This is a genomic window from Lysinibacillus sp. NPDC047702 (genome assembly GCF_050272555.1).
Classification (GTDB): domain Bacteria; phylum Bacillota; class Bacilli; order Bacillales_A; family Planococcaceae; genus Lysinibacillus.
The window spans coordinates 38,527-52,131 of the sequence record NZ_JBNNMG010000008.1; the positions used below are offsets into that span (position 1 = coordinate 38,527).

Annotated in this window: 13 protein-coding genes; all 13 read right to left on the reverse strand. The window is 39.0% G+C overall.

Annotated features, from left to right (window positions below; genetic code table 11):
• Nucleotides 1-2 precede the first annotated feature (2 nt).
• Nucleotides 3-656, reverse strand: a complete 654-nt coding sequence (locus ACQKIM_RS06185; protein WP_427540629.1) for a thiamine diphosphokinase — start codon at nucleotides 654-656, stop codon at nucleotides 3-5.
• Complete coding sequence (rpe, locus tag ACQKIM_RS06190; protein WP_427540632.1) at nucleotides 653-1,321, reverse strand: ribulose-phosphate 3-epimerase; 669 nt, start codon at nucleotides 1,319-1,321, stop codon at nucleotides 653-655. The genes ACQKIM_RS06185 and rpe overlap by 4 nt, the downstream gene beginning before the upstream one ends.
• A gap of 2 nt (nucleotides 1,322-1,323) precedes the next feature.
• Complete coding sequence (gene rsgA, locus ACQKIM_RS06195) at nucleotides 1,324-2,208, reverse strand: ribosome small subunit-dependent GTPase A (RefSeq protein ID WP_427540635.1); 885 nt, start codon at nucleotides 2,206-2,208, stop codon at nucleotides 1,324-1,326.
• A gap of 11 nt (nucleotides 2,209-2,219) precedes the next feature.
• Nucleotides 2,220-4,196, reverse strand: coding sequence for a Stk1 family PASTA domain-containing Ser/Thr kinase (gene pknB, locus ACQKIM_RS06200; protein ID WP_427540638.1), 1,977 nt, complete (start codon nucleotides 4,194-4,196; stop codon nucleotides 2,220-2,222).
• Nucleotides 4,197-4,198: 2 nt separating this feature from the next.
• Complete coding sequence (locus ACQKIM_RS06205) at nucleotides 4,199-4,948, reverse strand: Stp1/IreP family PP2C-type Ser/Thr phosphatase (RefSeq protein WP_427540924.1); 750 nt, start codon at nucleotides 4,946-4,948, stop codon at nucleotides 4,199-4,201.
• Nucleotides 4,949-4,954: 6 nt separating this feature from the next.
• Nucleotides 4,955-6,097, reverse strand: coding sequence for a 23S rRNA (adenine(2503)-C(2))-methyltransferase RlmN (gene rlmN / locus ACQKIM_RS06210; RefSeq protein WP_427540641.1), 1,143 nt, complete (start codon nucleotides 6,095-6,097; stop codon nucleotides 4,955-4,957).
• Nucleotides 6,097-7,458 (reverse strand): 16S rRNA (cytosine(967)-C(5))-methyltransferase RsmB, encoded by a 1,362-nt coding sequence (rsmB, locus tag ACQKIM_RS06215; RefSeq protein ID WP_427540644.1) that lies wholly within the window; start codon nucleotides 7,456-7,458, stop codon nucleotides 6,097-6,099. The genes rlmN and rsmB overlap by 1 nt, the downstream gene beginning before the upstream one ends.
• Nucleotides 7,455-8,396: a methionyl-tRNA formyltransferase gene (gene fmt, locus ACQKIM_RS06220; RefSeq protein WP_427540647.1), complete on the reverse strand. Its 942-nt coding sequence runs from the start codon at nucleotides 8,394-8,396 to the stop codon at nucleotides 7,455-7,457. Before fmt ends, rsmB begins: the two co-directional genes overlap by 4 nt.
• A 1-nt stretch (nucleotide 8,397) precedes the next feature.
• Nucleotides 8,398-8,892 (reverse strand): peptide deformylase, encoded by a 495-nt coding sequence (gene def / locus ACQKIM_RS06225; protein ID WP_427540650.1) that lies wholly within the window; start codon nucleotides 8,890-8,892, stop codon nucleotides 8,398-8,400.
• Nucleotides 8,893-9,192: 300 nt separating this feature from the next.
• The gene (priA, locus tag ACQKIM_RS06230) at nucleotides 9,193-11,610 is read right to left on the reverse strand and encodes a primosomal protein N' (RefSeq protein ID WP_427540653.1); all 2,418 of its coding nucleotides are present in this window, start codon (nucleotides 11,608-11,610) and stop codon (nucleotides 9,193-9,195) included.
• Nucleotides 11,607-12,617 carry a bifunctional phosphopantothenoylcysteine decarboxylase/phosphopantothenate--cysteine ligase CoaBC gene (gene coaBC, locus ACQKIM_RS06235; protein ID WP_427540656.1) on the reverse strand — a complete coding sequence of 337 codons (1,011 nt, stop codon included), beginning with the start codon at nucleotides 12,615-12,617 and terminating at the stop codon, nucleotides 11,607-11,609. Before coaBC ends, priA begins: the two co-directional genes overlap by 4 nt.
• A 129-nt stretch (nucleotides 12,618-12,746) precedes the next feature.
• The gene (rpoZ, locus tag ACQKIM_RS06240) at nucleotides 12,747-12,974 is read right to left on the reverse strand and encodes a DNA-directed RNA polymerase subunit omega (RefSeq protein ID WP_004227380.1); all 228 of its coding nucleotides are present in this window, start codon (nucleotides 12,972-12,974) and stop codon (nucleotides 12,747-12,749) included.
• Nucleotides 12,975-12,978: 4 nt separating this feature from the next.
• On the reverse strand, nucleotides 12,979-13,596 hold the full coding sequence (gene gmk, locus ACQKIM_RS06245; protein WP_427540659.1) for a guanylate kinase: 618 nt from the start codon (nucleotides 13,594-13,596) through the stop codon (nucleotides 12,979-12,981).
• Between the last annotated feature and the right edge of the window lie 9 nt (nucleotides 13,597-13,605).

Here is a 13,605-nt window from a genome sequence, read left to right on the forward strand (position 1 = left end):
CACTAATCTATGCTTCTTATCATTAAACATATGCCTTGTGAGAAAGATATAGACCCTGAATCACCTATTATTTCATTACTTGTAAATCGAGATGTACCTAAAGTAATTTCTTCATTGGTTGTTTCATATTTCACTTGCCTTAATGTAACATTTTTGATCGGCTCTTCATGTGCAAAAAAAGATAAATAACGGTATTGTTCATCTGCTTGAATAATGTGAGTACCTGGCATTATAAATTGTAATAGATTTGCATGATTCATAATCTTCAAGACAATCTTCGGATGCTCCCTTTGCAGACGATAAATGGAGCGGATTGCTGCCTCATAATGATCCAAGCGTCCACCAGTAACACCTGTGAGTACAATTTCTGATGGTTGGTAGGTATAAGCCTTTAACAGTGCTAAATCAGTATCTGTTTCATTTTTCTCTTGCTGAAATCGTTGTCTATCATTGGTATGCTTCATCACAAGCTCATATTCCTCATGTGTTAAAGAGTCAAAATCTCCAACAATCGCATGTGGTGTAATGCCTTGCTCGATTAAATATAGTGCTCCTCGATCAGCCCCAATAAATAGTACATCCTCTTTCTTTGTAAATGGAACAAATGAACATAGCTCCTCTTTAGGACCACCAGCACAAACAACAACTAGTGTCATCCTTTAATCGCTGCCTCACCAGCAGCAAGAATTTCCTGAAGAGCTGCTGTACGATCTTCTTTACTGTAAATAGCTGAGCCTGCTACAAAAATTGTCGCCCCAGCCTTTGCACATGGAACAATTGTCTCTGCATTAATGCCACCATCTATTTCTATAGCAATATTAAGATTGTGCTCTTTAATAATAGCTGCTAACGCTTCAATTTTCGGCACCACAGAATGAATGAATTTTTGTCCACCAAAGCCTGGATTCACTGTCATAAACAGCACCATATCAATATCCTCTAAAATATGTTGAATAGATTCTATAGGTGTATGTGGATTTAAAACAACACCAGGTTTGACTCCTAATGACCGAATTAATTGAATTGTACGGTGTAAATGGCGGCAAGCTTCAACATGCACCGTAATATAGTCTGCCCCTGCTTTGGCGAATTGTTCAATATATTGATCAGGATTTTCGATCATTAAATGAACGTCTAGCGGTAAATTCGTTAAAGGACGAATGGCGTCTAATACGATAGAGCCGAAGGAAATATTCGGCACAAAATGACCATCCATTACATCAATATGAATAAGCTGGGCACCCGCTTTTTCTACTTCCTTTACTTCTTCTCCTAATTTAGCAAAATTAGCTGCTAAAATTGATGGTGCAATTTGTATCATCATTAATACCTCGGCTTTCGATCCATAATTTCTTGCATAAATTGTTCGTAATGCTTATAGCGGTATTCACGAATTTCTCCCGCCTCTACAGCTACCTTCACGGCACATTTTGGCTCCTTTAAATGTAAACAACCTCTGAATTTACAATCCTCTGCCACTTGAACCATTTCAGGGAAACATGCTCCTAGTTCTTCTTTTTCAATATCATCAAAATCAAATGAACTAAATCCAGGTGTATCTGCTAATAAACCATCACATACCTCTATTAATTCAACATGGCGTGTCGTATGTTTTCCACGTCCTAAGCTTTGTGAGATAATGCCTGTTTTTAAATTCAAATCTGGAATTAAAGTATTTAACAGTGTGGATTTACCAACGCCAGACTGTCCTGCTAACACAGAGGTTTTTCCTTTTAATATCGGCTGAAGCCGTTCAATTAATTCTTCCTCCCCTTTATAGGTTTGCAGTACAGTATATCCCATGCTTTCATAATCTTTTATATAGCCTTGCAATTCTTCACGTTCATGATTCTCTAGCAAATCCATTTTGGTTAAACAAATGATCGGATGAACATGAAATGATTCTAAGACAACTAAAAATCGATCCAATAAAATCGTATTAAAATTAGGTTCTTTTACAGAAAACACAAGAATACCTTGATCGATATTAGCAATTGGAGGGCGTACTAATTCATTTTGACGATCCATTATTTTTTGAATAGTACCGTCTGATCCCTTCGTTTCTAGCGTGTATTCTACCATGTCGCCAACGAGTGGGGATTCCCCACGATTGCGAAATACCCCACGTCCTCGACATTGTATGAGTTGAGCTCCATCATAAACATAATAATAACCACTTAATGCTTTGCGTATTTGGCCTTGCGCCATCCAATTCCCCCTTATTTGAAATCATCGTAATTGATTTTAACTGCAGCAACGGTTTCCGAATCACGAATAATTTTATAGGCCGCTTCCTGACCTTCTGCAATAACAAGCTCTATTTTGTATTCCCTATCAGCCGTGATAGGGAATGTATCATAAGTATCTACCATTGAATGAGTTTTATCTTGAATTTCAATTCGAACGGTTTGTTCTAAGCCTTCCTCATTCGGTTTATACTCAATTTTGACTATTTTGACAAAAGTTTTATCAGGCTTTTTAGCAGGTCCCTTACTTAAGATAACACTTACTGTTGAACCTACCTCAACTTCTGCCTCTGCTTTTGTCAATTGTGAAATAATACTTCCCGCTGGTACTGTACTGTGATTTTCTTCACGAACTATATGCAATTTTAAGCCTTTATCTTTTACATACGCTTCAGCTTGAGCCTTAGTATAATTTACAATACTCCCCACTTTAACCAATTGTACTCCTTTACTAACTTTAAATAATAAAGTCGTATCTTTGGCGATTACTTCAGTACCTCCCTCTGGCTCCTGACCAATAATGGTGCCAGCTGGCTCTTGTGAATAAACTTCTTCAGAGTCTATATACGCAAATGTGTCCTTTAGTAATGCTTCCACTTGGCTAAATGGTCGCCCTTTATAACTATCAATTTTCGTCATTTCTTCTCCAAGACTGACGATTATATCCACTTCCGTTCCTTTGACACGCTCTGCCTTTTCTGCTGGGTCTGTTTCAATCACCTTATCCTTCTCAACTTCCTCATCATTACGTGACTTTATCTCACCTACAACAAAGCCCTCTGCTTCTAATCTCTTTTCTGCTTCCTCAACAGTTAAACCTGTCACACTAGGTACAGGAGACTTTTTCGGGCTAAAGAGTTCCGTAGCAAATAAAAAGTATAAGAACATCGCAATTACTGCAATAAATAACCCAGCAACATATTTCGGCCATTTTTTCTTTTTCTTAATAGGCTCTACCTTGTCAATTGTCTTTTTAGGGCCTTGTTTCGGTTTAAATTGTGTAATCGGTTCAATGGCTCTAGTTTTCGTTAAATCCTCATCATTTCGTATAGCTTGGTCTTTTATAATAGGAATTGCCTTAGTGGCATCATTATCAAATGGAATTGCAAATTTAGGCTCGTTTATTCGATTGGGCGATAAAATAGTTTCTAAATCTTCCTGCATTTTTTCAACTGTCGAATAACGATGAGCAGCATCCTTTGCTGTAGCTTTTAACACAACGTTCTCCAAGCTCTGCGGTATCGTAGCATCAAATGCACGTACAGAGGGCGTCTCAGCTTGTAAATGTTTCAAGGCAATAGAAACAGCCGATTCACCTGAAAATGGTAATTCTCCAGTCAATAATTCATATAATACAATACCAAGTGCATATATATCTGATCTATTTGTTGCTGTACCACCACGAGCCTGCTCTGGTGATAAATAGTGTACAGTACCAAGCACAGAGTTTGTTTGTGTAAAGGATGTTGCACTAAGCGTCATTGCTATACCAAAATCAGTTACTTTCACATTTCCTTCAGCATCCATTAAAATATTTTGAGGCTTAATGTCACGATGAATAATGTGATTTTCATGGGCATTAGCAATAGCAGACGTCAACTGCTTCATAATATGCACACTTCTAGCAGGAGAAATTGGTGCATATTCCTGTATGTACTGCTTTAACGTTTTTCCTTGAACATACTCCATTACAATATAATGTAGATCTCCATCATCGCCTACATCATATATACTAACAATATTTGGATGTGTAAGACTTGTAGCAGAAAGTGCCTCACGTTGAAAACGTCGATGTAATTCATCCTCATTTGTAAAATCATAGCGTAATACTTTTATCGCTACATCACGGTTTAAGATCATGTCATGTGCCAAATAGACATTGGACATACCTCCGCCGCCAATGAGTTCAATAATTTTATAGCGGTCACTAATTCGTTTTCCTACAAGCATACTTACACCTCCTCATCTTGCCTTGTGAGCAGCACGAGGGAGATGTTGTCTTCCCCCCCGCTGGCATTTGCTAATTCTACAAGTTTTCTTCCCTTTTCTTCTATGGAATCTGGAAACGTAATAATAGATGCCATTTCATACACTGTTAATTTATTGCTTAAACCATCAGAGCAAATGAGTAAATACGAATCTGATGCTAAATCCACTTCATAAAAGTCTGGTTTAATGCTTTCTTCTGTGCCTACAGCTCTTAGGATGAAATTTTTCTTCGGATGTGTCAATGCTTCCTCTTCACTAATTTCTCCATTTTCAACCAAAACATTTACATATGAATGATCTCTTGTTATTTGTTGTGCACCATCATCAAAGAAATAATACACCCGACTATCACCAACATGTGCAATGAAGCAATGATTATCTTCTATTAACACTGCAATAAATGTCGTGCCCATTCCTTTACAGTCTTCATGTGATAAAGAATAGTCATAGATATTTTTATTCAGTTGCTTGACTGTTTGTAATAACCACTCTTCTTTTGATGTTGTAGATGCAAAATGATGTGCTTCTGCCTGTAAAAAAACATGTTCCATTTGTTTCATTGCCATATCACTCGCAACATCGCCAGCATTATGACCACCCATGCCATCCGCAACGAGTGCTAGTGCAAGCCCATCTGGCCGTTTAAAAAATGCAGCACGGTCTTCATTAATTGCTCGTTTTAACCCAATATCACTTTCGACTGTGTATTTCAACACTGGTCACCTCGTCTCTTCAGATCTCTCTTGCGCACGTAATTGACCACACGCAGCAGCAATATCAGAGCCTTGCTCACGGCGGATTGTTACGTTAATACCATTTTTCTTTAATGTTTTTTCAAAAGCAAAAATTTGACTACGAGATGTACGCACATAATCACGTTCTGGTACGTAGTTTACTGGAATTAAGTTGACATGGCACTTAATTCCTTTTATTAACGCAGATAATTCTTCTGCAATTTCCACTGAATCATTTTCTCCTGACATTAAACCATACTCAAAACTCACACGTCGGCCAGTTTTTTGTGTATAGTAACGAACAGCTTCCATTAATTCATCTAATTTATAGGCACGTGCGATTGGCATTAATTTTTGACGTGCCTCTTGGTTTGGTGCGTGCAGGGACACAGCAAAGTTAATTTGAAGCTGTTCATCAGCAAATTGATAAATCTTTGGTACGATGCCTGAAGTCGAAACAGTAATATGACGCGCACCGATATTTAATCCTTTTTCATGGTTAATGACTTTTAAGAAGTTCATCATCGCATCATAATTATCGAAAGGCTCTCCAATTCCCATAATAACAATATGCGAGACACGTTCTCCCACTTCATCTAATGTCTGCTGAACTTTGACAACTTGCTCCACAATTTCTCCTGCTAATAAATGACGCTTTAAACCACCTAAAGTAGAGGCACAGAACGTACAGCCAATTCGGCAGCCTACCTGTGTTGTCACACAAACAGAATTACCATAATCATGTCGCATTAATACTGTTTCAATAGAATAGCCGTCCTGTAATTGAAATAAAAATTTAATCGTACCATCTTTGGATTCTTGCTGAACAATGGTTGACAATGTCGTTAAAGCAAAACTTGCTTCAAGCTTTTCTCGTAATCCCTTTGAAAGGTTAGACATTTCAGCAAATGTCTTTACACGTTTATTGTATAGCCAATCAAAGATTTGTGCTGCACGAAATGGTTTTTCACCATTTTCCTTTAACCACTCTTCTAACTGCTTCGGTTGTAAAGAATAAACAGATTCCTTTAAATTAGGCTTTTCTTTTTTTGTGCGTCGGACAGGCTTTTCTTCCGCTTCGTCAACTAAATCGTTGATACGTTCATTAAATTTCTCTTGATCCACCATTAGTTGGATCCTCCTTTTTTACGAAAGGCGGCAACGAAGAAACCGTCACTGCCAAAGTCTTGTGGAAAGACTTGAAGCATGCCATTTGCTTGCTTTTCCGCTAATTTTGTTGGTAAAGATTCTAGTTGTATCGCTTCCATTTCAGGATGCGCTGTTAAAAAGGCAGTTACAGTGCCCTCATTTTCTTTTTTATCGACTGTACAAGTACTGTACACAAGCTTCCCTTTGATTTTCAATACTTTTGTTGCAGCATCAAGCAATGCCAATTGTATTTTTTGGAGATTTTCTAAATCTTCCTCACGCTTTGTATATTTAATATCTGGTTTACGACGCATGACACCTAGACCACTACAAGGTGCATCGACTAAAATAGCATCAAATGATTCTGGCTGTAGAAAATCTGGTGCTTTGCGTCCATCAATCGGCGCAGTTTCTACTATATCAATTCCCAGACGATCTGTATTATGGTCTATTAAATCTAATTTATGGGGATGAAGATCAGTCGCTAAAATCGAACCCTCATTGTTCATAATCTCTGCTAAATGTGTTGTTTTTCCACCTGGTGCGGCACACATATCTAACACACGCATACCAGGAGATGGATGTAGGACATTAGCGGGAATCATCGAGCTTTCATCCTGAATCGTAATCAGTCCTTCTTGGAATGCTTTTGTTCGAGCAGGCTGACCATTTGTAACATGTAAGCATTCTGGCATTATATCGCTTTTTTTAGCCGTTAAGCCTTCCGCCTCTAAGCTAGCAATCGCTTCCTCGATATTTACCTTTGTCGTATTAACACGGACAGTCTGTACAGGTGGCACATTATTTTCCTGTAACATCTCAGTCGCTACTTCCATACCATAGTTATCCACAAAGCGTTGCACTAACCACTCTGGATGACTCGTTTCAATAGCAAGGCGCTCAATTGGATCTTTAATTTCATCAGTAGAAGCTACACCCTGACGTAAAATAGATCGTAAAATACCGTTGACCATAGAAGCAATACCTTGATGACCTCGTCGTTTGGCAATTTCTACAGCCTCATTCACTGCTGCATGCGGAGGAATACGCGTTAAATAATGAATCTGATATAAGGATAATCGTAAAAGCCAGCGCACCCAAAGATCCACAGAGCCACGAATAAATGGCTCTAAATAATAATCAAGTGCCATTTTATATTGTAGGGTGCCATACGTAATTTCTGTTAAAAGAGCACGATCCTTCGCTTCAATTTTATGTCGCTTTATCGTTTCACTTAAAAGTAAATTACTATAGGCTTGATTTTTATCTACTGCTAAAAGAATAGAAAGGGCAGCATCCCGCACATTTCCATCCCAAATTACTACGCTTTTTTTACTCATTTAAACTGGTCCCCAATCTGTAATTTAGAACCTGTACCACGCAAGTATTCTTCAGCTATCATACGTTTTTTACCAGCTGGTTGTACATCATATAGCGCAAGTGTTGTGCCATTTCCAGCTGCAACTTCAAAATAATCCTTTGAAATTGCAACGACTGTACCAGGACTAGCATCATGCTTTGTGTTGCCAACCTTTGCCCACCAAATCTTGAAGTTTCCATCTTCAAAGGTCGTATAGGCTACTGGCCATGGATGGAGACCCCGTACCTGATTGTATAAAGTTGCAGCATCTTTGGTCCAATCGATACGTTCTTGTTCACGTGAAATATTACTTGCAAAGGTTACCTGCTCCTCATCCTGTACCGTTCGACTATTTGTTTTATTTATAATAGAAGGAAGTGTATCTTTTAATAATTCTTCGCCTACTACACTGAGCTTATCAAATAGACCACCTGTATGGTCATCCTCTTCGATTTGGATAGCCTTCTGAGATATAATATCACCTGCATCAAGCTTTTCAGCCATATACATGATCGTTACACCTGTCTCTTTTTCACCATCAATAACCGCTTGGTGAATCGGTGCACCACCACGATATTTTGGTAAAAGTGATGCATGAACGTTAATACATCCAAGCTGTGGTGCCTCTAGTAATGCTTTCGGCAAGATTTGTCCAAATGCTGCTGTTATAACTAGATCAGGCTGTAAATCAAGGATTTGCTGTAATTCCTCAGAACCTCGTAGCTTTTCAGGCTGTATTACGAGTAAGCCTAATTCAATAGCAACAGCCTTTACAGGGGGTGGCGTAAGTACACGCTTACGGCCAACTGGACGATCTGGCTGTGTAACGACTGCTTTGATATCGTAGCCTTCATGGTGTAGCATACGCAAAATTGGCGCGGAGAAATCTGGTGTTCCCATAAAAATTATTGACGTCATATTACTCCTCCTCTTCTGCGTACATTGCCTCAAGTTCTTCCTCTGTGACAATGCGTTTGATTTTTGAATCGAATAGCACGCCATCTAAATGATCAATTTCATGTAAAATAGCTCGTGCATCAAAACCTCCAGCTTCTAACTCATAAACGCGTCCTTCACGATCACAAGCTTCGATTTTCACATAGTCAGGGCGTTCAACCTCACCGTATAACCCTGGGAAACTTAAGCAGCCCTCAATATCTATTTCCGCTCCGTCTGTCTCAATAACAGTTGGATTAATCATTTCTAGAATATCTCGTTCCTCACCAAGCTCCACAATTGCAACTCGTAAGCCAACATTTATTTGAGGAGCTGCAATACCAACCCCATCATATTCAACCATTGTGTCATATAAATCATCTAGCAATGTAATTATGTCTTCATTTATTTCTGTAACTTCTGCACACGGTGTAGATAATACCTGTGCTGGATGTTCTACAACTTTTTTTATAGCCATTTTCTGTTTCCTCATTTCTACTATTTCAGGCTTTAAGGCCTTGTCTACTCTGTAGGTCAATATTAGATAAACAACCGTTCAATAATTCTTTCATCATTTCTAATCAATTATGCCTCGGCATAATTGCGTCCGGAATCGGCTTTGTGCTTGCATAAAGAACTCCTTTCCGATTCCGTGACATCCGCCAGAGGCTTTATCTTCATTCAGTAGGTGTTTGGACACCCACTGGAAAGGAAACAAAACCGCATTCATCTCACCACCTGTAGAGGTGGAAGTCTTCTGCTGAATGAAGATAAATAGTTAGATTGTTGATGGATCTAAATCTACCGTCATTAATATTCCCTTTTTTATCCATTCTGCTCTATACATTGCAAGAAGGCGCTGTAAGACAGCAATCAGATTTGGTTCAATTTTATATTTTATCAAACATTGATAGCGATATCTATTTTGGAGACGACTAATACTTGCTGTTGTTGGACCTATAATAGCAACTTGATTAGATAAATTTCCTCTCAGCCAATCTGCCGCACGCCCAGCATACTCCGCTGCAATCATAACATCTTCATGAGAGATTTGAACAAGCGCAACAAAAAAATAAGGTGGATAGCTTGAACGACGACGTAAAAACATTTCTCGTTCATAGAATGGCTCGTAGTCCTGTATTTGTGCCAACTCAATGGCATAATGCTCTGGAGTATACGTTTGTATAATAACCTCTCCATGCTTATTATGTCTTCCAGCCCTGCCACTAACCTGTGTTAATAGCTGAAATGTACGCTCCGCTGCCCGGTAATCTGGGAGGTGTAATGATGTATCAGCGCTTAGAACACCTACTAGCGTAATATTCGGAAAATCAAGCCCTTTTGCAATCATTTGCGTGCCAAGCAAAATATCTGCCTGTTCTTCTCCAAATGCCTGTAAAATTTGTTCATGTGCGCCTTTTTGCTTTGTTGTGTCCACATCCATCCGAAGCACCCTTGCCTCAGGAAATAGCTTATAAATTTCTTCCTCCACTTTTTGTGTACCTGTGCCAAAGTAGCGAATATGCTCACTTTGACATTGTGGGCAAATTTGTGGAACACGCTCCTCATACCCACAATAATGACATTTTAATTTCTCAGTTGTGCGATGATATGTTAGCGAAATGTCACAGTTCGGACATTGCACAACCGTACCACAATCACGACAAAGCACAAATGAGGAATAGCCACGGCGATTTAAAAACAATACCATCTGCTCTTGCTTCTCAAGCCTTATACGCATTGCCTCAACAAGCTGCTCAGAAAACATAGAACGATTTCCTTTTTGAAGCTCCTCTCGCATATCAGCAATAAAAACAGTCGGTAACGCTTGATGCAGAGCACGCTGCTTTAATGTAAGTAAGTCATAAACACCCTTTTTAGCCCTAGCGAATGATTCCAATGCAGGCGTTGCGCTTCCTAAAATAACAGGACATTTATGAAATTCACTTCGCCAAATGGCTACGTCTCTTGCATGATATCTCGGTGAATCTTCTTGCTTATACGTAGATTCATGCTCCTCATCTAAAATAATTAAACCAATATTTGTAAAAGGCGCAAAGATAGCTGAACGAGCTCCTACAACAACGCTCACCTTTCCCTGTTGAATTTTACGCCATTCATCATACTTCTCTCCAACAGATAGCCCGCTATGCATGACAGCAACAAGCTCACCAAAGCGACTACGAAAACGTTCCGTCATTTGTGGTGTTAATGAAATTTCAGGCACCAGCATAATCGCTTCTTTACCATCATCTAAAACCTTCTGAATAGCTTGTAAGTAAATTTCCGTTTTACCGCTTCCAGTTATACCATGCAATAAAAAAGTTTTCCCAGCTCGTTCCGCCATTGATGTAGCAATTGCCTTTAATGCAATGTCCTGTTCCTCTGTCAAGTGTAAGGATGAAGTGCGGGAAACCTCCTTCGTAAAAGGATCACGATACACTTCTTCTTGAATAAATTGAGCAGCTCCTTTGTCAATAACTGCCTGCAATACCGAGGAGGATACGCCTGTTTCCTCATAGATTTGCTGCGGCGTTAGGATCTCCCCTATTTGTTTCCTCATCCATTCAATTAAAAAGCGCTGCTTGGCTGCTCTTGCTGCACTTTCTATGGCTTTCTCTATATCTTCTAGATTGTCAGAAATTTTGACCATACGGATTTCCTTTACATGTCCCTGCTGTTTCACAATATTTTCAAGTCTAACAAGATGATTAGTGATAAGCTGTTTTAATAAAGGCAGTAGACCAGCACGCTCAAATTCCTTGAAATTAGCCTTTTGTCTCTTACCAAAAATATCCTGTACTTCTTTTGGTAAAGCGACATCCTGTCCTTCCTGTATGATGATAATTTTTTCATATTTCGCTCGCAGTGCAGACGGGAGCATAACCTGTAAGGCATCAATTTCATAGCATATTGTTTCGTTTTTTAACCACTTTGCCATTAACAGCATTTCTTCTGTTAACACAGGCTCTATATCTAATATTTGTGTAATTGCCTTAATTTTATTTAGGGGTACTTCTGTTTCGTTTTTTAATCCCACTATAAAGCCTAGTACATTTCTTGGTCCAAATGGTACTTTTACACGACAACCCATTTCAATAACATTTGACCACTCTACAGGCACCTGATAATCAAATGGACGATCCACATGATATGTTGAGACATCCACTATAACCTCTGCAATTAAACAGCTCATTGCTCCTCACCTTTAATAATAAATGCCCATAGCGCCTTCGCAAAAAGCTCAGCATTCGATGTATCAAAAGGCCGTCCGTTTATTTCTGCTTTTTCACTAAAATCAATCCATTTATCAGATGTAATGGTTAACATCGGTTCACCTATAACCCTTTGTCCAAAGGTTACTGCTGCTGTTCCTTCAATCGATAATGTTGGTGCATCTTCGATTGAAGGCATATTAGCTGCATGGATGAAAATAGCCTGAGGATATTGTTTTTTATAGTCCTCAAGTTTTGCCAAAAGTTTATGCACGTTCGCATCGTTTTCATCTAAAAGGATTGTTGTTGCTCCAAGTATCTTTGCCTCTTGTGCTAACGCCTGACCAATTCTACCGTTTGCATACGTACTGATCACATGCTGTTCGTCCACTGGCATATAGAATGCTCCTGCTGTAATAACTACAGTTTTTCCAGCGAGCTTCTTTACTGTTTCTGAAAAATACTCTTGGACAATCGCTGTAATTTTTTCTGGCTCCTCTAAACGTCCCTTACCGATATAGCCACATGCTAAAAATCCTTCTGAAGGCTCAATAAATTGATAGCCATCTGATGCAAGCTGCTCCAAATTCCGTATAACCGCTGGATGATCATACATATGTACATTCATAGCAGGTGCTATCCAAACAGGTGCAGTTGTGGCTAGCAAGGTTGTCGTTACCATATCATCAGCAATGCCATTTGCCAGTTTTCCTATGATATTGGCTGTAGCAGGTGCAACTAACACTAAATCTGCCCAATCCGCCAAATCGATATGGGCAATAACGCTAGAATCCTTTTCATCAAATGTATCGAAAAAGACATCATTTTTGGACATCACTTGAAAGCTCAATGGATTTACAAATTGTCTAGCGGATGCAGTCATAATGACTTTTACATTTGCTCCTGCCTGCGAAAGCTTGCTAACAAGAGCGACAGCCTTATAAACCGCTATACCACCTGAAACACAAAGTAAAATATTTTTATTCATGCTAATATCGTCCTTTCAAAGGATAAGCTCCCAAAGGATCATTCCTCGGGAGCTTTCGGCATTCTGTATAATCAAAAATCCACTGCAAGACTTCAACATTAATTGGGCAATAGCTATTTTACATCAATGTTAGATTTCGTCCTCGTACACAGTTGACTCATCCTGTGATACCTTTGTAAGTACACCTGCCGCTACTTCTTCAAGTGCTTTTCCTACATATTTATGAGAAACATACTTGTGTAAGCGTTCAGTATCTTGTTCTTCCTGCATTTGGCGAGCACGTTTTGATGCTAGACTTACTAAAGAATACTTTGAATCGATTTCTTTTTTTAATGCATCTACTGATGGGTATAACATAGGTTTATTCTCCTCTCAACATTGACAAATATCTTTTTTCTACACGTTCTCTACGACAATGCTCGGCTTTTATAATCGCATTTATACGATCACAAGCATTCGTCACTTCATCGTTTTCAACTACATAATCATATAGGCTCATCATTTCAAGCTCTTCACTTGCAGTTGCAATACGCTTGGCAATAACCTCTGCTGTTTCCGTCCCTCTCCCAACTAAACGATCCTTTAATTCCGTTAAGCTAGGCGGTGCTAAGAAAATAAATAATGCATCAGGTGCTTTTTTCCGAATTTGTGCTGCACCCTGCACTTCAATCTCTAAAAACACATCACGTCCTGCATCAAGTGTTTCATTCACATAGGTTAATGGCGTACCATAGTAATTCCCTACAAATTCGGCGTGCTCCAATAAGCCACCCTGTTCAATTAGCATTTCAAAATCTTCACGTGTCTTGAAAAAATAGTCTACACCATCTACTTCACCTTCGCGAGGATTTCGTGTTGTCATCGAGATGGAATACTCATAATTCGTATTCGGCTGAGAAAATAATTCTTTTCGCACTGTCCCTTTACCTACACCAGATGGGCCAGATAGAACAATTAATAATCCACGTTCTTTTATCATTTATTCTCT

Excerpts from the sequence above, each read along its gene's own strand:
- coaBC (WP_427540656.1), bottom strand. The coding sequence starts at position 12,617 with ATGAATAAAAATATTTTACTTTGTGTTTCAGGTGGTATAGCGGTTTAT.
- rpoZ (WP_004227380.1), bottom strand. The coding sequence starts at position 12,974 with ATGTTATACCCATCAGTAGATGCATTAAAAAAAGAAATCGATTCAAAG.
- fmt (WP_427540647.1), bottom strand. The coding sequence starts at position 8,396 with ATGACGTCAATAATTTTTATGGGAACACCAGATTTCTCCGCGCCAATT.
- rpe (WP_427540632.1), bottom strand. The coding sequence starts at position 1,321 with ATGATACAAATTGCACCATCAATTTTAGCAGCTAATTTTGCTAAATTA.
- pknB (WP_427540638.1), bottom strand. The coding sequence starts at position 4,196 with ATGCTTGTAGGAAAACGAATTAGTGACCGCTATAAAATTATTGAACTC.
- def (WP_427540650.1), bottom strand. The coding sequence starts at position 8,892 with ATGGCTATAAAAAAAGTTGTAGAACATCCAGCACAGGTATTATCTACA.
- gmk (WP_427540659.1), bottom strand. The coding sequence starts at position 13,596 with ATGATAAAAGAACGTGGATTATTAATTGTTCTATCTGGCCCATCTGGT.
- rlmN (WP_427540641.1), bottom strand. The coding sequence starts at position 6,097 with ATGGTGGATCAAGAGAAATTTAATGAACGTATCAACGATTTAGTTGAC.
- rsgA (WP_427540635.1), bottom strand. The coding sequence starts at position 2,208 with ATGGCGCAAGGCCAAATACGCAAAGCATTAAGTGGTTATTATTATGTT.
- ACQKIM_RS06185 (WP_427540629.1), bottom strand. The coding sequence starts at position 656 with ATGACACTAGTTGTTGTTTGTGCTGGTGGTCCTAAAGAGGAGCTATGT.
- priA (WP_427540653.1), bottom strand. The coding sequence starts at position 11,610 with ATGAGCTGTTTAATTGCAGAGGTTATAGTGGATGTCTCAACATATCAT.
- rsmB (WP_427540644.1), bottom strand. The coding sequence starts at position 7,458 with ATGAGTAAAAAAAGCGTAGTAATTTGGGATGGAAATGTGCGGGATGCT.